The 21,354-nt window shown below is 54.9% G+C and carries 19 protein-coding genes, 1 tRNA gene, 1 pseudogene and 1 other annotated feature; of the genes and pseudogenes, 17 read left to right on the top strand and 4 right to left on the bottom strand.

What is annotated here, in order from left to right; translation table 11 throughout:
- Positions 1 to 39 precede the first annotated feature (39 nt).
- From MHI24_RS09945 to MHI24_RS09880, 14 genes are all read left to right on the top strand, one after another.
- Positions 40 to 1,161, top strand: coding sequence for a GerMN domain-containing protein (locus MHI24_RS09945; RefSeq protein ID WP_340025469.1), 1,122 nt, complete (start codon positions 40 to 42; stop codon positions 1,159 to 1,161).
- A gap of 174 nt (positions 1,162 to 1,335) precedes the next feature.
- Positions 1,336 to 2,094: a ribonuclease PH gene (gene rph / locus MHI24_RS09940; protein WP_340025468.1), complete on the top strand. Its 759-nt coding sequence runs from the start codon at positions 1,336 to 1,338 to the stop codon at positions 2,092 to 2,094.
- Position 2,095: 1 nt separating this feature from the next.
- Complete coding sequence (locus MHI24_RS09935) at positions 2,096 to 2,737, top strand: XTP/dITP diphosphatase (RefSeq protein WP_340025466.1); 642 nt, start codon at positions 2,096 to 2,098, stop codon at positions 2,735 to 2,737.
- A gap of 563 nt (positions 2,738 to 3,300) precedes the next feature.
- A complete protein-coding gene (locus MHI24_RS09930) occupies positions 3,301 to 5,226 on the top strand; it encodes a glycosyl hydrolase family 18 protein (RefSeq protein WP_340025465.1) in 1,926 nt (641 codons plus the stop codon).
- A gap of 327 nt (positions 5,227 to 5,553) precedes the next feature.
- Positions 5,554 to 5,988 (top strand): NfeD family protein, encoded by a 435-nt coding sequence (locus tag MHI24_RS09925; RefSeq protein ID WP_340025464.1) that lies wholly within the window; start codon positions 5,554 to 5,556, stop codon positions 5,986 to 5,988.
- Entirely contained in the window at positions 5,988 to 6,923 is a 936-nt protein-coding gene (locus tag MHI24_RS09920; RefSeq protein ID WP_340025463.1) for an SPFH domain-containing protein, read from the top strand. Before MHI24_RS09925 ends, MHI24_RS09920 begins: the two co-directional genes overlap by 1 nt.
- A gap of 143 nt (positions 6,924 to 7,066) precedes the next feature.
- On the top strand, positions 7,067 to 7,525 hold the full coding sequence (locus MHI24_RS09915; RefSeq protein WP_340025462.1) for a cupin domain-containing protein: 459 nt from the start codon (positions 7,067 to 7,069) through the stop codon (positions 7,523 to 7,525).
- Positions 7,526 to 7,681: 156 nt separating this feature from the next.
- The gene (locus MHI24_RS09910; protein WP_340025461.1) at positions 7,682 to 8,518 is read left to right on the top strand and encodes an aldo/keto reductase; all 837 of its coding nucleotides are present in this window, start codon (positions 7,682 to 7,684) and stop codon (positions 8,516 to 8,518) included.
- A 181-nt stretch (positions 8,519 to 8,699) separates the two neighbouring features.
- Positions 8,700 to 9,614 (top strand): nickel ABC transporter permease, encoded by a 915-nt coding sequence (nikB, locus tag MHI24_RS09905; RefSeq protein WP_340025460.1) that lies wholly within the window; start codon positions 8,700 to 8,702, stop codon positions 9,612 to 9,614.
- A 24-nt stretch (positions 9,615 to 9,638) separates the two neighbouring features.
- Positions 9,639 to 10,469, top strand: a complete 831-nt coding sequence (gene nikC / locus MHI24_RS09900; protein WP_340025459.1) for a nickel transporter permease — start codon at positions 9,639 to 9,641, stop codon at positions 10,467 to 10,469.
- Positions 10,470 to 10,480: 11 nt separating this feature from the next.
- A complete protein-coding gene (locus MHI24_RS09895) occupies positions 10,481 to 11,266 on the top strand; it encodes an ABC transporter ATP-binding protein (RefSeq protein ID WP_340025458.1) in 786 nt (261 codons plus the stop codon).
- 41 nt (positions 11,267 to 11,307) lie between these two features.
- Entirely contained in the window at positions 11,308 to 12,135 is an 828-nt protein-coding gene (locus tag MHI24_RS09890) for an ATP-binding cassette domain-containing protein (protein WP_340025457.1), read from the top strand.
- Positions 12,132 to 13,808, top strand: a complete 1,677-nt coding sequence (locus MHI24_RS09885; protein ID WP_340025456.1) for a nickel ABC transporter substrate-binding protein — start codon at positions 12,132 to 12,134, stop codon at positions 13,806 to 13,808. The genes MHI24_RS09890 and MHI24_RS09885 overlap by 4 nt, the downstream gene beginning before the upstream one ends.
- Before the next feature lie 36 nt (positions 13,809 to 13,844).
- Positions 13,845 to 14,594, top strand: a complete 750-nt coding sequence (locus MHI24_RS09880; protein ID WP_340025455.1) for a class I SAM-dependent methyltransferase — start codon at positions 13,845 to 13,847, stop codon at positions 14,592 to 14,594.
- 62 nt (positions 14,595 to 14,656) lie between these two features.
- Here the strand turns inward: MHI24_RS09880 and asnB are convergent, their stop codons facing one another.
- Positions 14,657 to 16,501: an asparagine synthase (glutamine-hydrolyzing) gene (asnB, locus tag MHI24_RS09875; RefSeq protein WP_340025454.1), complete on the bottom strand. Its 1,845-nt coding sequence runs from the start codon at positions 16,499 to 16,501 to the stop codon at positions 14,657 to 14,659.
- A 147-nt stretch (positions 16,502 to 16,648) separates the two neighbouring features.
- Between asnB and MHI24_RS09870 the strand changes: the two genes are divergently transcribed.
- Together MHI24_RS09870 and MHI24_RS09865 are read left to right on the top strand one after the other, a co-directional pair.
- Entirely contained in the window at positions 16,649 to 17,005 is a 357-nt protein-coding gene (locus MHI24_RS09870) for a hypothetical protein (protein WP_340025453.1), read from the top strand.
- A 128-nt stretch (positions 17,006 to 17,133) separates the two neighbouring features.
- Positions 17,134 to 17,207: transfer RNA gene (locus MHI24_RS09865), tRNA-Arg, on the top strand.
- A 423-nt stretch (positions 17,208 to 17,630) separates the two neighbouring features.
- Here MHI24_RS09865 and argS read toward each other — a convergent pair.
- The gene (argS, locus tag MHI24_RS09860; RefSeq protein WP_340026646.1) at positions 17,631 to 19,586 is read right to left on the bottom strand and encodes an arginine--tRNA ligase; all 1,956 of its coding nucleotides are present in this window, start codon (positions 19,584 to 19,586) and stop codon (positions 17,631 to 17,633) included.
- 60 nt (positions 19,587 to 19,646) lie between these two features.
- Positions 19,647 to 19,866, bottom strand: a binding site (T-box leader).
- A 236-nt stretch (positions 19,867 to 20,102) separates the two neighbouring features.
- The gene (locus MHI24_RS09855) at positions 20,103 to 20,408 is read right to left on the bottom strand and encodes a hypothetical protein (protein ID WP_340025452.1); all 306 of its coding nucleotides are present in this window, start codon (positions 20,406 to 20,408) and stop codon (positions 20,103 to 20,105) included.
- A 212-nt stretch (positions 20,409 to 20,620) separates the two neighbouring features.
- On the opposite strand from MHI24_RS09855, the gene MHI24_RS09850 reads away from it, so the two are divergent.
- Complete coding sequence (locus MHI24_RS09850) at positions 20,621 to 20,986, top strand: hypothetical protein (protein WP_340025451.1); 366 nt, start codon at positions 20,621 to 20,623, stop codon at positions 20,984 to 20,986.
- A gap of 67 nt (positions 20,987 to 21,053) precedes the next feature.
- Here MHI24_RS09850 and MHI24_RS09845 read toward each other — a convergent pair.
- A pseudogene (locus MHI24_RS09845) lies at positions 21,054 to 21,143 on the bottom strand (thioredoxin family protein); the annotation flags it as partial.
- Positions 21,144 to 21,354: the final 211 nt, after the last annotated feature.

The following is a 21,354-nucleotide window of genomic DNA, read 5'->3' as shown; positions in this document are numbered from 1 at the left end:
ACAAACTGATCCTAGCCTTGAAAGGGGTAATGAAGATTGATGAAACCTGTGAAACATATCCGCGGAATCTCCGCGGCTTGCCTGCTGGCTGTACCTCTGATGCTGTCCGGCTGCAGTCTGTTCGGCTCGGAATCGGCTGCTGTCGACCCGCCTCCGGCTGAAGTGGAAGCGCAAATGCTGCAGGTCAGCGGCGAGAGCACAGCAGATACCGGAGTGTTCGGGCCGGTCTCCCAGGATGAAGAGCAGACAGCGGCGGAAGTGAAGGATGAGGGAGCCGCGGCTGAGTCCGGGGAGCGGACCACCGTGTACCTGGAGGATCAGAACGGCCTGCTGGCTCCGGTGTCGCTGGCACTTCCGCAAGCGGGAGACCAGGCGATGCTGAAGGATTCGCTTACGGCGCTGGTCAGCAAGGGAGACTACGCCAAGGCGCTGCCGGAGGGCTTCCAGGGCGTACTGCCCGCCGGAACAGAAGTGAAGCAAGTGTCGGTCGGCCAGGATCAGGTGGCGATTGTGGAGTTTAACTCGGCTTTTACAGACTATGATCCCGCAGATGAACGCAAAATTCTCGAAGCGCTCACCTGGACACTGACCGGGCAGGATGACATCAAGGGCGTTCAGCTCTGGGTCGATGGCCGCAAGCTTACCGAAATGCCGCTGCAGGGCACTCCGCTGGACCGGCCGCTGACCCGGACGATGGGCATCAACCTGTCCAAGCACAACGCGCTGATGATGAATTCCAGTGCCGTGACGGTCTATTTCGCAGCAGCTTCGCCGGATGGGAAGCATCAGTATTATGTTCCGGTTACGCGTTTTGTACCCGCAGGCGGAGACAGGGTGAAGGCCGCCCTCAGCGAGCTGATTGCCGGACCGCAGTCGGAGAACGGCCTGGAGATGGTCATGACGCAGGGAACGGTGGTGGATTCCATCAATGCGGGGCAGAACGGGGTCGTTACCGTATCGCTGAAGGATGATATGTTCGAAGGCAGCACAAGCATTCCCGAGGAGATGCTGGAATCGGTCGTGCTGACGGTGGCCCAGAATACGGACGATTCGCTGGTGCAGATCCGCCTGAACGGCAAAGAGACGGTCAAGGGCACCAACAACATCGACTACGGACAGCCGGTTTCAGCACCGGAGTATGTGAACGAGCTGCCGCTGTAGTGCTGGAGAATCAGGTCCGGGGTTTAAAAAGATGCTTTATTGCCTACTCTTTGATAGAATAAAGTATTATTTATCCGAATAGCGTGTCAGGAGCAGCGGTGCCGTTCTCTTCTTACCTGGAGGGCGGCACCCGCTTCTGCGTATATCGCGCTATACAATGTAGGAGGCAGACAGATGAGATCAAACGGACGCAACGAAGACCAGCTTCGGCCGCTGACGATAACCACACAGACGAACAAATATGCAGAGGGCTCCGTCCTGATTGAGATGGGGGATACCAAGGTCATCTGTACAGCAACCGTGGATGAGAAGGTGCCGCCATTCCTGAAGGGGCAGGGCAAGGGCTGGGTAACCGCCGAATACTCGATGCTGCCACGGGCGACCCAGACCCGCAACCAGCGGGAAGCAGCACGCGGCAAGCTGACCGGACGGACCATGGAGATCCAGCGTCTGATCGGACGGGCTCTGCGTTCGGTGGTGAATCTGCAGGCGCTCGGCGAGCGCAGCATTACGCTGGACTGTGATGTGATCCAGGCGGACGGTGGAACGCGGACGGCTTCAATTACAGGCGCTTTTGTCGCTATGGCCTTTGCGATGAACAAGCTTGCGCTCCAGAATAAGCTGACCGTGTTCCCGATTACAGACTATCTTGCGGCGATTAGCGTGGGTGTCGTCGGGGACAAGACGCTGCTGGATCTTAATTATGAAGAGGATTCCAAGGCGAAGGTCGATATGAATGTGGTCATGACAGGAAACGGTGCTCTGGTGGAGCTGCAGGGAACCGGTGAGGAGCGGCCGTTCACCCGCCAGGAGCTGGACGAGCTGCTGGGCCTCGGCGAGAAGGGGATTCATGAGCTGATCGCGGTGCAGAAGGAAGTGCTGGGGGCCATTGCGCTCAAAATCCCTTCCGGCCTCACCGGCCAGGAGGTGTAGGATGAAATCCGGCAGCGGTATTCTGATTGTTGCGACGAAGAACCGGGGGAAGGTGCGCGAATTCCAGCACGCCTTCGCTCCGCTGGGACTGACGGTTAAGAGCATGTTCGACTACCCCTCCCTCCCGGATGTGGTCGAGGACGGGACGACCTTTGCCGAGAATGCCTTCAAAAAATCCCGCGCCGTAGGCGATGCCCTCGGGCTGCCGGTGCTTGCGGATGATTCCGGCCTGTGCGTGGAGGCACTGGACGGAAGACCGGGTGTGTATTCGGCCCGCTATGCCGGAGAGGCTGCGGATGATGAGGCGAATAATCTGAAGCTGCTGAGCGAGCTGGAGCGGCTGAAGCAGGGAGAGGATACGGACCAGCCGCTGCTGAGTCCCGCCCGGTTCGTCTGCGCCCTGTCGCTGTATGACCCGGATGACGGCCGCGAGTGGACGGCGGAGGGAACGGTTGAAGGCTGGATTACCTCGGAGCCTGCGGGCGGGGCCGGGTTCGGCTATGACCCGCTGTTCTATCTCCCGGAGTATGAGAAGACAATGGCTGAGCTGACGCTGGAGGAGAAGCAGGTGATCAGCCACCGGGGAGCGGCGCTCCGCCTGCTGACCGAGAAGCTGGCAGCTGCACAGGGCGGAGACGCCTAGTTGCATAGGGAATACAGAAGAGAGGATGCCTGAAGTTTGCGGGGTATCCTCTTTTTTTTGAAAGCATCAGGGGATATCAGCATTACATTATGACTGCACAAGATAATATTATCCCCTGATTATGGAAATCTCCCCCTAGCAATTCCGCAACCTTTGTATGAGAATAAGAGTGACTTCACCCCTTCGCATCATCCGCATCCTTCCACTAATGAATGCCTTCCACAAGTTTTGCATGACACAGGCGGCTTAACTGAATTCTGCAAAACTTACTGCACCAGCGCTGGTATCAGCAGAAGTTATCCATCCATAAGCAACTGCAGGTTATATATTCGAAACAGATTTGCAGCGGGGCAATAGTCTGTCCGTGTGCCGTTTGCGCTGCGTTATTGGATTGTTGTAGCTCTATTATCAAGTCTTTGTCAATTAAATAGTTTCACAGGGTGAAGGTCAATCCGGTCCGGGAGGTGAGCGCTTCATCCCCATGAGGGGTGGCAACGGCAGAGCACATGCGGCAAGAGGCAGGTATGCAGGTTACGCATAGAACCGGGGAGGTAATATACGAAATGGCCTTTATCACAAGCAAATTCCGTAAAAGCTTTGTGCTTGGCTTGGCGGCAGTCCTGATCCTTACTCTTATATCGGCGGTTGGTCCAAACGGCAAGACTGCTAATGCAGCAGGCGATTACAAGATTGTCGGTTATTATGCCTCATGGGCCGCTTACGGGCGGGCTTATAATGTAACGGATATCGATACCAGCAAAATGAATGTCATCAACTACGCTTTTGCAGACATTTGCTGGAACGGCATCCACGGCAATCCGGACCCGACCGGGCCTAATCCGGTCACCTGGTCCTGCCAGAACGAGCAGGGACAGGCGATCAGCGTACCGAACGGCACGGTTGTGCTGGGCGATCCATGGATTGATGCCCAGAAGAGCTTCGGCGATGACAAATGGGATGATCCCATCAAGGGGAATCTGAAGCAGCTGTGGAAGCTAAAGGAGAAGAATCCGAATCTCAAGACGATGATCTCCGTCGGGGGCTGGACGTGGTCGAACCGCTTCTCGGACGTGGCCGCGACCGCAGCGACCCGCGAGGTGTTCGCCAATTCCTCGGTGGATTTCATCCGCAAATACAAGATGGACGGCGTGGATCTGGACTGGGAATACCCGGTGAGTGGCGGACTTGCCGGCAACAGCTACCGCCCGGAGGATAAGCAGAACTATGTCCTGCTGCTCCAGAAAATCCGCGAGAAGCTGAATGCAGCCGGAGCAGCCGACGGCAAAACCTATCTGCTGACCATCGCCTCCGGCGCCGGCCCCACCTACATCCAGAATAACAATCTTAGCGGAATCGCCTCCGTGGTGGACTGGATCAACATTATGACCTATGACTTCAACGGCTCCTGGAATCCCACCACCGGCCATAATGCACCGCTGTATTATGATCCGGCTGCAGCCTCCTCAGGACTGACCGAGCCGGCGAATTACAATGTCGACAAGGCGGTCACCAGCTATCTCAGTGCAGGCGTACCGGCAAGCAAGCTGGTGCTTGGAATGCCGTTCTACGGCCGGGGCTGGGGAGGCGCGCCCGCTGCGGGCAACGGGCAGTATCAGGTGTCCGCCGGCATCTCCCAGACCGGAACCTGGGAGAAGGGCAACTACGACTTCAGCGATCTGGAAGCCAATTATATCAATAAGAACGGCTACACCCGTTATTGGAACAACACGTCCAAGGTGCCTTATCTCTATAACGCTTCTAATCAGACTTTTATCAGCTATGACGATGCCGAATCCATTGGCTACAAGGCCAGCTATGTTAAAAGCAAGGGCCTGGCCGGGGCCATGTTCTGGGAAACGAGCGGCGACCGCAACAAAACCCTGCAGACCAAGCTCAGCTCGGAGCTGAGCGGCGGAGTGGTAACGCCGACACCAACACCGGCGCCGAGTGCGACAGCTACGCCAACCGCAACGGTGAAGCCGTCGGCCACGCCGGCCGCTACACCAACCGCGACGGTGAAGCCATCGGCCACGCCGACTGCTACAGCTACCCCGACCGCGACACCGGGGCAATGTACGGTCGCCGCGTGGAGTTCAACCGCAGTCTATACGCAGGGGCAGCAGGTCTCCTATGGAGGGCTGATCTATCAGGCCCAGTGGTGGACGCAAGGGGACCGGCCGGATCTCAGCGGCGCCTTCGGGGTATGGCGGGTCACCGGCACCTGCGGCAATGCAACACCGCAGCCTACCGTGACTCCGTCCCCGACGCCAAGCCCGACCGTATCGCCGACAGTGCAGCCTACGAATACACCGGCAGTAACGCCAACCCCTTCCGCAACTCCGGGCGCAGCCGCCTGGACAGCGGGAACCGCCTATAGCGTCGGCAGTGTGGTCAGTTACAGCGGCAAGCTGTACACCTGCCTGCAGGCCCACACCGCGCTGGCCGGGTGGGAGCCGGCGGTCACACCTGCACTCTGGAAGCTGAACTGAACAGGTGGCTGGACAGCAGCGCTTCAGCCTTAATTCATGGACTCATACAGAAACGGTGCCTTCCTGGAGAGGGCGCCGTTTTTTCCGCGCCTGGTTACAGGAAATGGAGGGCAGCCCGCTTCGATCCGTGTTCTTTCTGGTTAAATACAAGTATGTGGTACATAGCTGGCCCTGTTTCACCCTGCCGAAATATCACGGCTTGAATAAGCGGCCTCCCGCTGAAATATAATGTAGAGGCGGACAGTTGCTTTCCGGAAAATATTTTATGAAACGTGAAGCCGAATATTTCGTTATAGTAGTATATAGCGGAAGGTGGTGGGTTCACCGATGAGTATGTGGGTGATGTGGTTGATTGCCGCTGGCGCCTTGTTTGTTGTAGAGATGTTTACGTTTACATTCTATTTGTTATGGCTTAGCCTGGGAGCCCTGGCTGCCGGAGTGGTTGCGCTTGTGCTTCCGGATGCCTGGCTGCTGCAGGTCATAGCGGGCTCGCTGGTGGCCCTGGTCCTGACGTTCTTCACCAAGCCCTTGTCGGAGCGGCTGCGCCATTCACGGGGCTTCAAGGATACCGGGACCGAGATCATCGGGCGGCAGGGTCTGGTGACCGAACCGATTGAGCCCGGCCGTTACGGGCAGGTCAAGGTCGGCGGCGATACATGGACTGCAACCTCTACAGTGGCACTCGGCAAGGGGCAGCAAGTGATTGTGGTAAGAAGAGGCACGACCATTATTGAAGTAGAACGATGGGGGGATATGTACTAATGGAATTGGTGATTATCGGAATTATTATTGTGGTCGTCGTAGTATTTATCGCAATGACAATCAAGATTGTCCCGCAGCAAAGAGTAGGGGTTGTTGAGCGACTGGGGAAATTCAACCGTCTGCTCACACCAGGCCTGAATGTACTGATTCCGGTAATTGATCAGATCCGGGTCTATCATGACCTGCGGATTCAACAGGCGAATGTACCGCCGCAGACCGTAATCACGAAGGATAACGTACAGGTGCAGATTGACACGATTATCTTCTATCAGGTCGTTGGACCGGAAGAAGCAACGTACGGTATCTCCGATTATGTGTATGGGGTACGGAATATCTCCACAGCCACCATGCGTCAGATTATCGGTAAGCTGGAGCTGGATGAGACCTTGTCCGGCCGTGAGAAAATCTCCTCCGACATCCGTCTCGCGCTGGATGAAGCGACAGAGAAGTGGGGCGTGCGCATTGAGCGTGTCGAAGTCATCGACATCAAGCCGCCGCTGGATATCCAGGAAGCCATGGACAAACAGATGAAGGCAGAGCGCAGCAAGCGTGCAATTGTCCTGGAGGCCGAAGCTGCCAAGCAGGATATGATCCTGCGCGCAGAAGGGGATAAGCAGAGTAAGATCCTGAAGGCGGAAGGGGATAAGGAAGCCCGTATCCGTCAGGCGGAAGGTCAGCGTCAGGCGCAGGAGCTGGAGGCGCTCGGGCAGGCCAAGGCGATCGAAGCGGTTGCGGAAGCCGAGAAGAGCCGGATTGCTATGATTGCCTCTGCCGGACTGGATGAGCGGGTGCTGGCATATCAGTCCTTTGAGGCCTTGACTGACATCTCCAAGGGGCCGGCGAACAAGGTGTTCCTGCCAACCAGTGCGGTTGAAACGCTGGGCAGTCTGGGAGCGATCTCCGAAGTATTCAAGGCCGGCAAGGACGGCAAATAAGTATACGGCAATTTACAATTGCTGCATGATCCGTTAGAGTTAATAGTACAATCAGGCCAAGGCTTAGAAGGCACTCCCGCCTCTTAAGCCTTGGCTTATGTAGAACGTTTTGCCGCCGTGCAGAACCTGAAGGAGAAGATACCGTGACGCAAAAAGAAATTTCCCCGCTCGTAGACCAGTTGGGGCTGCAGCCCCACGTGGAGGGCGGATGGTACAAGCGACTGTGGAATGCCCCCTTTGAGATTCCGCAGGAGACATTGGGAGAAGCCTATTCAGGACCGCGTGCCTCCGCTTCCTCGATTTATTTCCTGCTTCATGCGGGTGAGACCTCGGACTGGCACACGGTTGTGTCCTCCGAGATCTGGCTGTATCATTCCGGCAGCCCGATTGTGCTCAGTCTTGGAGGCAACGGGGCCGAGCCTGAGAATGTCACCGAGGTGATCCTGGGCCTGGATATTGCTGCCGGGCAGCAGCCGCAGGTCGTGATTCCTCCGGGCATATGGCAGGCGGCCCGTCCGCTTGGCGAAGAGCCGGCGCTGGTGTCCTGCATTGTATCGCCGGAGTTCCATTTTGACGATTTCAAGCTGATCGAGAAGAAATAAGCGCAATGGGATGGAGTAGAGCCTGAGGACGGGCTGTACTCCATTTTCATGTACAATCTGGTATATTGATTCTGCATTTGGATGATTATACATACGGTAATGCGGTTAAGGAAGCTTGTGATAAGCTCAACAAAATAAGGCTTGGAGGGTAAACATATGACTGAGTGGAACGCACCGTTTACAGGCGGCCCTACGTTGAATGACGGCGAGACGATGCCATGGCTGGGGCTGGGGGTCTGGCAGGCCAAGGACGGCGATGAGGTCATCTCTGCCGTGAAGTCCGCAGTGGAGACCGGATACCGCAGTATTGATACGGCTGCCGGCTACAACAATGAAGAGGGCGTTGGACAAGCGATCCGTGAATGCGGAGTCCCCCGGGAAGAGCTGTTCATTACCACGAAGGTCCGCAATCCGGATCAGGGCTACGAATCAACCTTGAAGGCGTTTGAGACGAGCCGGAAGAAGCTGGGCCTGGAGCAGGTCGATCTGTATCTGATTCACTGGCCGGTGGCCGGCAAATATAAAGATACCTGGAAAGCGCTGATCCATCTGCAAAAGGAAGGCCTGGTCAAATCGATCGGCGTCAGCAATTTCCAGATTCATCATCTGCAGGATATCATCGAGGACAGCGGTGTGGTGCCGGTGGTGGATCAGGTGGAATTCCATCCGCTGCTGACCCAGCGCGAGCTGCTGAAATACACGCAGGAGCATGACATCCAGCTCGAAGCCTGGAGCCCGCTGATGCAGGGCAATCTGGAGCTTCCGCTGCTGAAGGAGCTGGCGGAGCGGTACGGCAAGACGCCGGCGCAGATTGTCCTGCGCTGGGATCTGCAGCAGGGCGTCATTACGATTCCTAAGTCTGTCCATAAGGAGCGGATCATCGAGAATGCCGGATTCTTCGACTTCACGTTAAGTGATGACGACGTTAAGGCGATCGAGAATCTGAACCAGAACCGCCGCTTCGGCCCGGACCCGGATAATTTCAACTTCTGAGCTGACAGATTGAGCATTATACGCTACAGCTGCAAAGAGCAGTCCCTTTCCTGGGGCTGCTCTTTTGCATTCGGCGTCAGCGGGTATTTTTCTATTAAGACTTTTAATTTAAAATTTTTGTGTTATAATCGTAAACATTACGATTAATTTAGTGGAGTTGAATGCCATCATACGATATTTGTTGCAACGCTTATTGCAGCTCATTCCTGTGCTGCTGGGCATCTCAGTTATAACCTTTGCGCTGATGCACTTAACCCCGGGTGATCCAGCAGAGATTATGCTCCGTGCTGACGGTATTAAGCCTACATATGAAGCCATTGAGGCGGCCAGACATGCACTTGGTCTGGACGGGCCTGTATATATGCAATATTTTCACTGGTTAGACCGGGTGCTCCATCTTGATCTGGGGATCTCCTACAGCAGCAACCGTCCGGTATTCACAGAGCTGATGAGCCGGTTCCCGGCTACTGCGCTGTTAAGCAGCTGTTCCCTTTTGGCCGCTATTCTTATAGCTTTGCCTTTGGGTGTAGGCTCTGCATTGTATCCGGGGAGATGGTTTGACCGGCTGGGCAGGTTATGTGCACTGTTTAGCGTGTCAATGCCGGGCTACTGGCTGGGGCTGCTGCTGATTTATTATGGTTCAGTGAAGCTCAGGCTGTTTCCTGTAATGGGAATGGATGGGGTCTCCAGTGTTATCCTGCCTGCATTCACACTCGGGTTTGGAATGGCCGGGGTTTACATCCGTCTGATTCGTTCCAGCCTGCTGGAGGTTCTGGGTTCGCTCTATATCAAAGCGGCGAGGGCCAAGGGGCTGAAGGAATGGAGAGTCATAACCATCCATGCCCTTCGCATTGCGCTTCTTCCGAGTCTGACCCTCCTTGGGGTGAACATAGCAGGGCTGCTCGGCGGTTCGGTTATCGTAGAAACGATCTTTTCCTGGCCGGGGATCGGGAAGTATGTGATTGAGGCGATTTTTGCCAAAGATTATATTGTCATTCAGGGCTATGTCTTATGGATGGCCGTTGTCGTTGTCCTGATTAATCTGGCAGCAGATTCGCTGCAGCTGGTGCTGGACCCGCGGATCAGGCTGCGGTGATGCTGTAAGAAGGAGCAGAGACTCATGTTTCGGAATAGCTTGTTCAAGAATAACGGAGTGAAGCTGGGGGCGGGGATTATCCTATTGTTTATTGGTACCGGACTCTTTGCCCCCTGGCTCTCCCCCTCCGATCCGCTGCAGATTCATATGGAGCATAAGCTGAGCATGCCTTCCTGGCAATATCCGCTCGGTACAGATCATCTGGGGCGCTGTGTTCTATCCCGTCTAATCTATGGGACCAGAACCTCCCTGTATTATTCGTTTGTCATCCTGACGGTTGTTTTTGCCATCAGCATCCCTGTTGGTTTGCTGGCTGGTTACGCAGGCGGTAAGATTGATCATTTGATTATGCGGATCATCGACATCCTGCTGGCTTTTCCCAGCTTAATTCTATCGCTTGCGATCACAGCCATGTTAGGCCCGAGTATGAAGAATCTGCTGATCGCTTTTGCCGCCGTCTGGTGGACTGGCTATGCCAGAGTGATCCGCAGCCTGGTGCTTCAAATCAAGGAGAGCGGATATATTACAGCGGCCAAAGCGTCGGGCACTTCTCATCTGCAAATTATGCTCAGGCATATCCTGCCGGTTGCCGCCCGTCCCATTCTCGTTCTGGCTTCTATGGAGGCGGGGACGATTATGCTTTCGATTGCGGGGTTGTCCTTTCTTGGTCTGGGTGTCCAGCCGCCTGCGCCGGAATGGGGAGTGATGCTGAACGACAGCCGTGCCTATATTCAGACAGAGCCGCGGCTCATGCTTTTTCCTGGATTGGCGATTTTGCTTGCGGTTCTGGGCTTTAATCTCTTGGGGGAAGGCTTGCGCCGGTCAGCGCATGATTATAATACGGTCGGGAGGTGAACATCCGGTACATGATAAACGAATCCGCACTGCTGAAGGTCAGCCGCTTATACACCAGCTTTCATACAGGTGGTCAGCAAGTCCGGGCTGTAGAGGATGTCAGTCTCGAAGTGAGACCTGGGCAGATCGTTGCTCTGGTTGGCGAGAGCGGCAGCGGGAAAAGTGTTACAGCGATGTCTATTCTGGGACTGCTCGGTCCTCCAGGCTTCATTGACAGCGGAGACATCTGGCTGCGCGGCAGCAATCTCCGGGAGTGCTCCCCCCGCCAGCTAAGAAAGCTCCGGGGAACGGAAATGGCTGTTATTTTTCAAGATCCGATGAATGCACTGAATCCGGTACTCCCTATCGGGAGGCAGATCATGGAGACGATTAGCCTGCACCGGCAAGCCACTGCACAAGAAGCCAAGCAGCTGGCCATGGAGCAGATGCGGCAGGCAGGCCTGGGCAATCCGGCAGAGCTGTTTCATAAATATCCTTTTCAAATCAGCGGCGGGATGTGCCAACGGGTCATGATTGCTATCGCACTGGCGTCCGGGGCCAGCTTGCTTATTGCAGATGAACCTACGACGGCGCTGGATGTGACCATTCAGGCACAGATTCTCAAGGAGCTGGACCGGATCAGACGGGCGAATGACATGGGTATTCTGTTAATTACGCATGATCTCGGTGTTGTCGCCGAGCTTGCAGATTATGTATATGTGATGAAATCCGGAAGGATTGTGGAATCTGGAGACGTCTTTGACATCTTTTCGAGACCCGGGCATCCCTACACTAAATACTTAATGGATTGCAGATAACAACCATAATATTACATGATTTGCTGGGAGTGTGGTGATCGGTGAAGCTGTTGGAGGCTGTAGGCCTGAACAAACAATATAGCTTGAAAAGGGGGTGGTTCACACCTGATGCCCGAAGTGTGCATGCTGTGAACAATCTGTCCTTCAGTCTGGAAAGCGGAGAGACCCTGGGATTGGTGGGTGAAAGCGGCTGCGGAAAGAGCACCTTGGCCCGGCTTTTGCTGGGACTGGAGAAACCCTCCTCCGGCAGAGTGCTGTACCGAAGTATGGATTATACAGACTGGAGCTTCAGTGAAATGCGTAAGATCCGCAGCAGGATGCAGATGGTGTTCCAGAACAGCCTGGCTTCCTTCAATCCGTTGTACACCGTAGAGCAAATCATTGGAGAGCCTCTGCGGAACTACGGGGAGAGGAAGGGCAGTGCGCGCCGGGCTATCGCAGCTGACACGCTGGAGCTTGTAGGACTTAAGCGGCAGCATATACACAGTTATCCGCATGAGCTCAGCGGCGGCCAGCAGCAAAGGATCGGAATTGCCAGAGCGATTGCACTGCGCCCGGAGCTGATTATCTGTGATGAACCGTTCTCCAGTCTCGATGTCACCCTGCGCAAGCAGATGATGGATCTGTTGCAGGAATTAAAGCGTGAATTGGGACTATCCTACGTGTTCATTACACATGACTTGTCGGTCGTAAACCGCTTCTGTGACAGTGTAGCTGTGATGCATCAAGGGGAAATTGTGGAGAAGCAATCAGGTGAGCACATCATGCAGCAGGCAGCACACCCGTACACCCGAAGCTTGCTCTCCTCGGTACCCGTGCAAGACCCCCGCTTCAGGAGAAAAGACAGAGAAAAGGAGTACAGAGAATGAGAACCGGCTCAAAGTCAAAAAATCTATTAACAACAACGCTATTCTTCATGTTTCTTGTAATCATTATAGGAATGTCAGGCTGCAGCAGCCCGGATAACAGCAGCACTTCCTCAGCCGGCGTAAGTCCTAATGCAGGGAATGGAGCTGCGCAGGCCTCTGAAGCCCAGGATAAGACGCTCACTGTGGCCATATCGGCTGATGCCGGTCTCTACCAGCTGGATGCCGGGGCCTATAACGGCTCGATGAATGTGCATGCGATGATATATGACGGATTAGTGGAGTATGGCGAGAAGGGGGAAATTCTGCCTTCGCTTGCCGAGTCATGGGACATCTCAGAGGATGGGAAGGTATACACCTTCCATCTGCGCCAGGGGGTTAAATTCTCAGACGGTACGGAATTTAACGCGGCTGCGGTCAAGTTCTCCTTCGAACGCTGGATTAAGGACCCGGCCAATTCGCTGAATGTAGCTACCGCCATGGAATCTCTTGATGTTGTGGACGAGCATACCCTTACTATGACATTCAATAAAGCCTACTATCCGTTCCTGACCGAGCTGTCCTTTGCAAGACCTGTAAGGATAATCAGCCCTACCGCAGTGGAGCCTGCAGGCGATATTAACGGTACATTCGTCCGGGCGGTAGGAACCGGCCCTTGGATGGCAGAGAGCTATAAGACGGATCAGGAGGCTGTGCTCGTAAGAAATCCTAATTACTGGGGAGACATGCCGAAGCTGTCCAGAATCATTATGAAGGTTATCCCTGATCCGCAGTCCAGAATACTGGCGCTGCAGAGCGGGGCTGTAGATATTGCCGGGGGACAAATGGGGAAAATCCCGGTCGAAAGTGTACCTGTGATTGAAGCAGATGCCTCACTAAGCCTGCAAAAGTCACCGGGAACAAGCTCGCATTTCATGATTTTCAACTATAATACGTCTGCGCTGCAGGATCTGAACGTCCGCAAAGCGATTAATCTCGCGGTTAACAAAAAAAGCATTGTAGACGATCTTATGAACGGTATTGGACAGGAGACCAAGGGCTTGTTCCCGCTGACCGTTCCCTATGTCACAGAGTCAAACAATACCTGGTACGGCTTCGATCCCGGGGAAGCAAAGCAGCTGCTGGAAGCTGCCGGGTATAAGGATACGGATGGAGACGGAATTGCCGAGAAGGATGGAAAGCCGCTTGAATTCAATTTCGTGCTGCAGCAAGCGGAATATCCGGAATGGAAGGCCATCAGTGAGCTGATTCAATCCGAGCTTCAGGAGATTGGTATTGCTGTCCGTCTTCAGGTGCTAGAGCCGAATGCCTATTATGATGCCTTATGGACAACCAAAGCCTACGATCTTATCCTGTACCGGACCTATGATGATGCCTATAATCCGCATTCGTTCCTGTTGTCCCTGTTCCACCGGACCGCTGAAGCACCTGCTGTGGTATGGTCAGATGCGGAGCTGGAAGCACAGATTGACACCGCCGTCGGAGCCATGGATCTTCAGAAACGCCAGAGTGCCTATGATGCCATATTCATGAGAATGTATCAGGAAGCAATGTTCGCAGCTGTGTATTTCCCTGATGACATATTGGCTGTAAATCATAGGGTGACCGGATTCAAGCCCGGATACACCACGTTCACACCAATCTTGTGGAACCAGCTGGACGCGGGTACTAAATAATAAGGTAATGTACTAGAAGAGAAGGAGTGAATGACATTGAGTATACAACAAGAGGTAGAACAGTATTGGGAAGGCGAAGCAGAGCTGTATAGTGAAGGTATTCAAAAGGAACTGAACGGGTTCCAGCGTGAGGCCTGGCTGAAGCTTATCCTCAATAATGCTCCGCAGAAGGAAAGCCTGCATGTTCTGGATATTGGCTGCGGCCCCGGCTTCTTCTCCGTTATTCTCTCAAGCGCCGGACATTTGGTTACGGCCATTGACTGTACAGATAATATGCTGGAAGAGGCGCGTCTCCATTCCAGCCGCGAAGGAGTCAACGTAACGTTCCGCAAGATGGATTCGCATAAGCTGGATTTCGCTGCGGAGAGCTTTGATCTAATCGTGTGCCGCAATGTCACCTGGAGTCTTGCCGATCCGCAGGCGGCCTACCAGGAATGGGGAAGGGTACTCAAGCCGGGAGGACGGCTGCTGGTGTTCGATGCCAACTGGAACCGTCATCTGTGGGATGAAGAGATGGCGCGGAAGCATGCAGAGGACCGGCAGGCTTATGTCGATAAGGGCTATGGTGAGCTTCCGCATCACAAGGACATTGAAGAGACAGACCGTCTGGGCCTTGCCTTGCCGCTGACCCGGGAATGGCGTCCGGAGTGGGATGTACGGGCACTTCAAGAGTTGGGCTTCTCCGCTGTCTACACGGAAGAGAATCTTAACGGTAAGGTTATGGACGAGAAGCAGCAGGTCTTGAACCGGTCAACCCCGATGTTCATGATTTGCGCTGAGAAATAAGGCTGGAAAAAACAAAAGCAGCGGTTCTCTTAAAAGAGAGCCCCTGCTTTTGTATGAGCGCATCAGCCGATGGACACATTGTATGTCTTCAGCCACAGGTTGACCTGGGCCAGATAAGCAAATAATTGCGGGCCGGACATCAGCTGGCCGAACCACGGCAGGTTGGTGGAGGACTCCGGTGATGCGGCGATCTCGCGGATTTTGGCCGGATTAATCAGCGGTAAAATAGGTGAGGACGGATCATCCAGAATGTTCAGCATCTGCGAACGCACCCTGTTCAGATAAGCGGGGTTGTGCGTTTTGGGGTACGGGCTCTTTTTGCGGTAGAGCACATCGTCAGGCAGTACACCCTCCAGCGCTTTGCGCAGAATGCCCTTCTCCCGGTTGCCGACCGTCTTAATTTCCCAGGGAATGTTGAATACATACTGCACCAGCCGGTGGTCGCAATAAGGCACGCGCACCTCCAGCCCAACCCCCATGCTCATCCGGTCCTTGCGGTCCAGCAGCGTCGGCATGAAGCGGGTAATATTGAGATAAGACATCACGCGCATCTGTGCCTGTTTGCCGGTCTCGCCATCCAGCTTCGGCACCTCAGCCACGGCGTCACTGTAGCGGTCACCCAGATATTCCAGCGGACGAATCCACTCCTGAATCTCAGGCGATAACAGTCCGGCGCGCATCTTGGGAGCTACCGACCAGGGGAAGGTGCCTGACGAGAGCATATCCTCGCGGTGGAACCAGGGGTAGCCGCCGAAGATTTCATCCGCAGCTTCGCCGGAGATGGCGACTGTGGCCTTCTTCTTGATCTCCTGGCAGAACAGATACAGCGATGAATCCACATCGGTCATCCCCGGCAGATCGCGGGAGTAGAGGGCATTGTCGAGTGCGGCTACCAGCTCCGGTGTGTCAAAAGCAATAAAATGATGGTTCGTCTTGAGTTCGTCGACCATCCGCTGAATCCAGGGGCCGTCTGCGCCGGGCTGGAAGGCATGGCTTTTGAAATGCTTATCGTTGTCTACATAATCTACAGAGAAGGTATCGACCCGGCCCTGGCCGGTCCGGTTGTAGTAATCTACGGCAAGGGCGGTCAAGGCGCTGGAGTCCAGCCCGCCGGATAACAGGGAGCAGACCGGAACATCCGAGACCAGCTGCCGCTCTAATGTATCCTGTAGCAATTCGCGCACCCGCGCCGCCGTCTCCTCCACATTATCCGTATGCTGAACGCTCTCCAGCTCCCAATAGGCATAAGAACGGATGCCGCTGCGGCTATAAATCATGGCATGACCGGGACGAAGCTCGAATATATCTTGGTATACCCCCTGTCCCGGGGTGCGGGCCGGACCGATGATGAAGATCTCCGCCAGTCCTTCCGGGCCGACCTTCGGCTGGACCAGGGGATGCTGCAGCAGCGCCTTGGGCTCTGAGCCGAACACGAAGACATCGTCCACCTGGCTGTAGAACAGCGGCTTCACGCCCAGACGGTCACGGGCCAGGAACACCTGGTCGCGCAGACTGTCCCAGACGGCAAATGCGAAGATGCCATTGAGCTTCTCCGTGCAATCCGGCCCCCATTCGATATAGGCATGGAGCAGCACCTCGGTATCGCATTCGGTGAGAAAATGGTGTCCGCGCTGCTTCAGCTCCTTTTTCAGCTCAGGGGCATTATATAACTCGCCGTTGTAGACTATTGCGTACACCTTATCGTCATGGCGGGCAATCATCGGCTGTGCACCGTTCTCCGGGTCGATTACGCTGAGCCGGCGGTGTCCGAAGGCGATCGGGCCTGAGATCCAGGTTCCGGCAGCGTCCGGTCCGCGGTTCGCCAACGTTTCAGTCATTCTGACAAGCAGTTGCGAGTGCCCGGTAAGATCACCGCGCCACTGGACAAATCCGGTTATTCCGCACATGACTGTTCATCCTCTCTTTTGTGCGATTGTTGTCTGTCCTTTCTTTTTTGCCAAGTAATTCAGATATATGCCGATTGAAGGGATAAAATGTATGTCCTTATCCGAACACTAGGGGAGAGGGAAATTAGCCAGGAGGGATGATGACAAGTGTATTACATTAAAGACGCCAAAATCCGCAGAATGACCGAATACGACGGCGCGCCCTGCGCAGAGGTTGGCGTATTGCCCGGAGCGGTAGGCGATCTTCCGCTGCTCGTGTATATTGTGGAGGACCAGCGCGAGGACGGCTACGAGATTGTGCGGATTCTGACGAATGATGCGGATACGGACACCGACTGGTTCGACAACAATCTTCATGATGCCTTCCAGGATGTTACGGTTACCGGCTTCACCGGCAGCCCTGTGATGAGCCCGGAGGAGGAGCGTTACAAATTCCAGCGCGAGCTGCTGATCTTCGGCAACCTGAAGCGGCAACTGGGCGAGCATTTCCGGCAGCTCCCCTGAAACCATAGATCAATAAGCTTTCCGTGTATGGGGGTCACGGAAAGCTTCTTTTTCTGGAAGATTTTAGGCTTGATAAATCTGGTGAATCAGTTATAATGAATAACGTTGCATTAATACATAGTGTTCATGTCCCGGTAGCTCAGCTGGATAGAGCATGCGCCTTCTAAGCGCACGGTCGGGGGTTCGAATCCCTCCCGGGACGTAAAAAACAGCCTTCCTCTGGAAGGCTGTTTTGTCGTCTGGGGGATGAGAACCCGGGCGGTTAGCCGGGGGCGTTGGAGCATAAGCTTCGATAGGATTACATCGCAATCAGCCCGAAAGGGCTGTATCCCTCCCGGGACGTAAAAAACAGCCTTCCTCTGGAAGGCTGTTTTGGCGTCCGGGGGGATGAGAACCCGGACGGTTAGCGAACCTTACTCGAACTTCGCGGACTGTAAATCCCCTATTTTGGCGGATTCCGGCCTGTCCGCAGGCTGGACGGACTCAGAATCCGTTAAGTAACCAGATTTAGCCCGATTTCAGCTCCAAAGGGTAGTATAAGAGCTTCTGAGTCCGCAGCGGGGAGGAAATCACGCTTTTTCGGCAAATAAGGTCCTCTGTGTCCGCGTAATACTCATTACTGGGCTTACATCCGCTCCGGCTTGGGCAGGCCCAGCACATCCAGCGCCTCGCCCAGGGTGGCGGTGAAGCTGCGGGTCAGCCACAAGCGGAAGGCGATGCTGGCCTCACTGCCTTTGAGGATCGGGCAGGCGGAGTAGAAGTTATTGAACAGCGAGGCCAGACTATGGGCATAATTGCAGATCGTATTCGGCGTCAGCTCCCGGCTGGCTGTGTACAGTGTGTCCTGCCACAAGCTGAGCTGTCTCAACAGGGCAAGCTCAGCGGCTTCAAGCTGCGCCGGGAAGGGCGGCAGCCCGCTGGCTGCTTTGTCCGTGTCCTTGCCCCAACTGCCCGCAGCTTCCACACCCGCATTACCCGCAGTCACTTCGCTCATGTCCACACCGCCCGCACCCTCGGCCGCCAAGCCCTTACTAATTACCCGGCTGGCCCGGGCATAAGCGTACATCAGGTAGACGCCGGTATTGCCGGAGATTTCCATCGCCTGCTTGAAGTCGAACACAATCTCGGTGCCCAGATTGAAGCGCAGCAGGTAGTAACGGATGGCAGCGGTGGCGATGAGCCGGCTGGACAGCCCGTTTTTATCCGAACGGGTCGCTTCGATGGTATCCTCCATAAGCCGGACGAGGTCGGCGACCTTGATGCCGATTCCCTGGCGCCCGGACATGGCGTAGGAGCTTTTGCCGCTGGAGGTATCGATGCCAAGCTCAGCCGCAGAAGCGGGACTCAGCGAGACGACGCCGTAGCTGACATGATGCAGCGAGTCCGCTTGTGCGCCGAACCCCAGCGCCTGGAGAGCCTGCTTCACCATCGCCTGAGGATACTCCTGCCGGTAATCAATGACATTCACCACCCGGTCCGCCTGTCCAAAAGGCAGCGCCTGCCCCGTCAAGCCGGTCGTCCACAGCCCGCTGCTGAACTCGCTATACTTGAAGTCCTTGTCCAGCAGTCCGAATTTCCACAGATGATAAGCGATATCCTTGGCCGTATAGGTCAAAATCCCGTTCGAGCGCACCAGCACCTTATCCTTCTGATGCTCCTCAAGCGTGTCTGCTTCCGTGTCTTCAGCGGATTGCTTCAGAATCCAGCAGCCGGCCAGCTTGCCCTCCGTCTCCTGAACGAACACCCCTGTCTGCGACAGCAGGCTGAATGCCGCTGACCAGAAGCCCTCTCTCAGAATGCTGCTCTCCCACACCAGCAGGTCGTAGTCAATGCCGAAGCCGCGCATCTCCTCAACATGCTCTCTGACGATCTGCCCGGCGACCAGCGCGCCCATCCAGGCGGTGTTGCCGTCCCCTTCCTCCAGCGCGTGGAGAATCTCTGTCCGCTTCTGGACCGTCTCAGGATGCTGTGCATACGTCTTGTTGATCTCAGCGTAAATATCCCAGCAGTAATCGCCGAACCGGACATGCCCGCCCGCCAGCGGAACATGCAGCAGACCGGCCACCGTATCAGCCAGCTGATTGCCGAGATCATCCACGTAGTTGTGCACCTCAACGGTATGGCCGGTGGCCCGCAGCATTCGCACCAGCGCATCTCCGATGCAGGCGTTTCTCAGATGCCCTACGTGCATGCTTTTATTCGGGTTAACTGAGGTATGCTCGACAATGATCTTCGTTCCATGACTCTGCGGCAGCGCAAAATCATCCTTGGCCTCTGCCCACGCCCGCCAATTCAAGTACAGGTTAATGAAGCCCGGCGCAGCTACGCGGACACTCTGTACCAGCCCGTTCACCGAACCTGACGCCTGGAGCTCTGCGGCAATCAGCTCTGCGATGGCAAGCGGTGACTTGCGCAGAGGACGGGCCAGCTGCATGGCGATATTGCTGGAATAATCCCCGTGCTCGGCATTCGCAGGCTGCTCCAGCGCCACGGTTCCCTGAGGGAGCCCGGCTTGGCCGAGCTCTGCGGAGATGATGCGGACAGCCTGCTCCAGACTGTGCCCGATAAGCTCACTTAACAATGACATGTAATAGAACCTCCTGATGATTGGTTAGATAACGACAAAAAAAGCCTGCGTCTCCTAAGAGACGAGGCCTGTGCGCTCGCGGTACCACTCCTGTTGCTGAACCGTTGGTTCAACCACCTTATAGGGTAACGGTCCTGAGCCGGGGCTTCCTACTGCAAGTTCAGAAGTCCATCTCACGGGTGCGCTTCACCGCCTTCATCTGTACCGGCTTACACCAACCCGGCTCGCTGGGGACTAGACTAGAGACGATTACTCTCCCGTTCATCGATTCAATATGAGTTTGTATCAGTATAACGAATTTCCGGCAGAATGCAAGAGTCTATCTCCGCATGGCCGGCAGATTTTCTGTCCGGATGTTAGTCCGCAGTAGGCGCTCCAGTCAGATTCTTGATGTCGGTTGAGCCGTAAATCAGCAGCACAATGGCGATGACCAGCAGAATGCCGCCGGCAAAGCCTTCCCCGTCAAAACTGTCCATATCCCCGCACCTCCCTTTACTGGCGTCCGAATGCTCAGGAGCTGTCGGCTTTCTTTTTCAAGGCGGCCATGATCTCGTTCAGTGTCAGACTGCTGTTGTCATTCAGGAAGCTGACCAGCTTATCGACATTATTGTTAGCCGGATCACCTAGTGTTTTATATTTACCGACCAGACTGACGAACATCGAAGCGTCCGTATACATCTGGATGGAGTCGACCTTCAGTTTGCCGGTCAGCAGCAGTGCGGCGACGGTGTATTCCAGCCCTTTGGGGATTTGCGTTTTGGAGCTGGAGGCTGTTTTTTTGGCGGCCGGCTTCTTTCCTTTTCCAGGAGGGGGCATGGGACTCCCTTCTTCCGTATGGCGTTCTGTAGAGGAAAGTACAGCGGGGCAGACTCTCCTTGTTACCAGGATATGCCATCCGGCGGATATTGGTGAAATTGACCGGAGCTGTGTCCACACCGCGAAGCCTGCGCGTGAATAGAATATAAGGCAATAAATAATCCATTTTTGCCAGTGGATAGGTCCACAAACAGGAAGGAGAGAGGCGCAGAATGGCGATTTTATCAACAGGCCCGATTGAGAACAATGCCGTTTCGGGAGTCAGACCTACACAGACGGTTACTGTAAAGATAGCGAAACGGAATACTGGAGGCAGTACCACCGTCAGTATCCAGGGCTATGTGCTGAACGGAACAAGAACGCTGTATGTCAGTGAGGTGGCTGAGGTCGCTCCCAATCAAGTGCTGAGCCGGGATTATTATGCAGATCTGGACGGCTATGAATTCGTGTTCACCACCGGAGAGGCGGACGATCAGGATATCGGCATTTCAGTCTGGGGCAAAAACGCAGCCGGACAGCTGGTGAACGCCCACCGGGTGGTCTCGCACGAGAATCTCAGCTTGGAGGAAGAAGTGTAGAACTTCGCCGGGAAAAGGTAACACAAGAGCAGGGACCCTCCAATTCAGGAGAGTCCCTGCTTCAGCGTTATACCAGATTGCAGCCTTCGGCAGGCATCCAGTGGGCATCCTGGCCCTCCCATTTTACATTGCAGCCAATCGGGTTGGTCAGAGGGATTCCGCCTCCAAAGCACGCAGTTTTCGGGTAATTGTATTTTGTACACTAGAAACTGTACTTTTGGGCGCGAAAAGCCATTCTGCTGCACTTCATACATTTGATTTACTGAATTTCTGCTCGAAACGGCATATCCGCAAAAATCTAGTGTACAAAATGCAGCAGATCCGATTTTTCAACTAATGGGGCCTTATTCTAGTGTAAAAAGTACAAC

The organism is Paenibacillus sp. FSL K6-1096 (genome assembly GCF_037977055.1).
GTDB lineage: Bacteria > Bacillota > Bacilli > Paenibacillales > Paenibacillaceae > Paenibacillus_AQ.
Note: the sequence above shows the minus strand (reverse complement) of the source record. Positions and strands in the feature narration are given on the sequence as shown.

Excerpts from the sequence above, each read along its gene's own strand:
- MHI24_RS09945 (WP_340025469.1), top strand. The coding sequence starts at position 40 with ATGAAACCTGTGAAACATATCCGCGGAATCTCCGCGGCTTGCCTGCTG.
- rph (WP_340025468.1), top strand. The coding sequence starts at position 1,336 with ATGAGATCAAACGGACGCAACGAAGACCAGCTTCGGCCGCTGACGATA.
- MHI24_RS09935 (WP_340025466.1), top strand. The coding sequence starts at position 2,096 with ATGAAATCCGGCAGCGGTATTCTGATTGTTGCGACGAAGAACCGGGGG.
- MHI24_RS09930 (WP_340025465.1), top strand. The coding sequence starts at position 3,301 with ATGGCCTTTATCACAAGCAAATTCCGTAAAAGCTTTGTGCTTGGCTTG.
- MHI24_RS09925 (WP_340025464.1), top strand. The coding sequence starts at position 5,554 with ATGAGTATGTGGGTGATGTGGTTGATTGCCGCTGGCGCCTTGTTTGTT.
- MHI24_RS09920 (WP_340025463.1), top strand. The coding sequence starts at position 5,988 with ATGGAATTGGTGATTATCGGAATTATTATTGTGGTCGTCGTAGTATTT.
- MHI24_RS09910 (WP_340025461.1), top strand. The coding sequence starts at position 7,682 with ATGACTGAGTGGAACGCACCGTTTACAGGCGGCCCTACGTTGAATGAC.
- nikC (WP_340025459.1), top strand. The coding sequence starts at position 9,639 with ATGTTTCGGAATAGCTTGTTCAAGAATAACGGAGTGAAGCTGGGGGCG.
- MHI24_RS09895 (WP_340025458.1), top strand. The coding sequence starts at position 10,481 with ATGATAAACGAATCCGCACTGCTGAAGGTCAGCCGCTTATACACCAGC.
- MHI24_RS09885 (WP_340025456.1), top strand. The coding sequence starts at position 12,132 with ATGAGAACCGGCTCAAAGTCAAAAAATCTATTAACAACAACGCTATTC.
- asnB (WP_340025454.1), bottom strand. The coding sequence starts at position 16,501 with ATGTGCGGAATAACCGGATTTGTCCAGTGGCGCGGTGATCTTACCGGG.
- MHI24_RS09855 (WP_340025452.1), bottom strand. The coding sequence starts at position 20,408 with ATGCCCCCTCCTGGAAAAGGAAAGAAGCCGGCCGCCAAAAAAACAGCC.
- MHI24_RS09850 (WP_340025451.1), top strand. The coding sequence starts at position 20,621 with ATGGCGATTTTATCAACAGGCCCGATTGAGAACAATGCCGTTTCGGGA.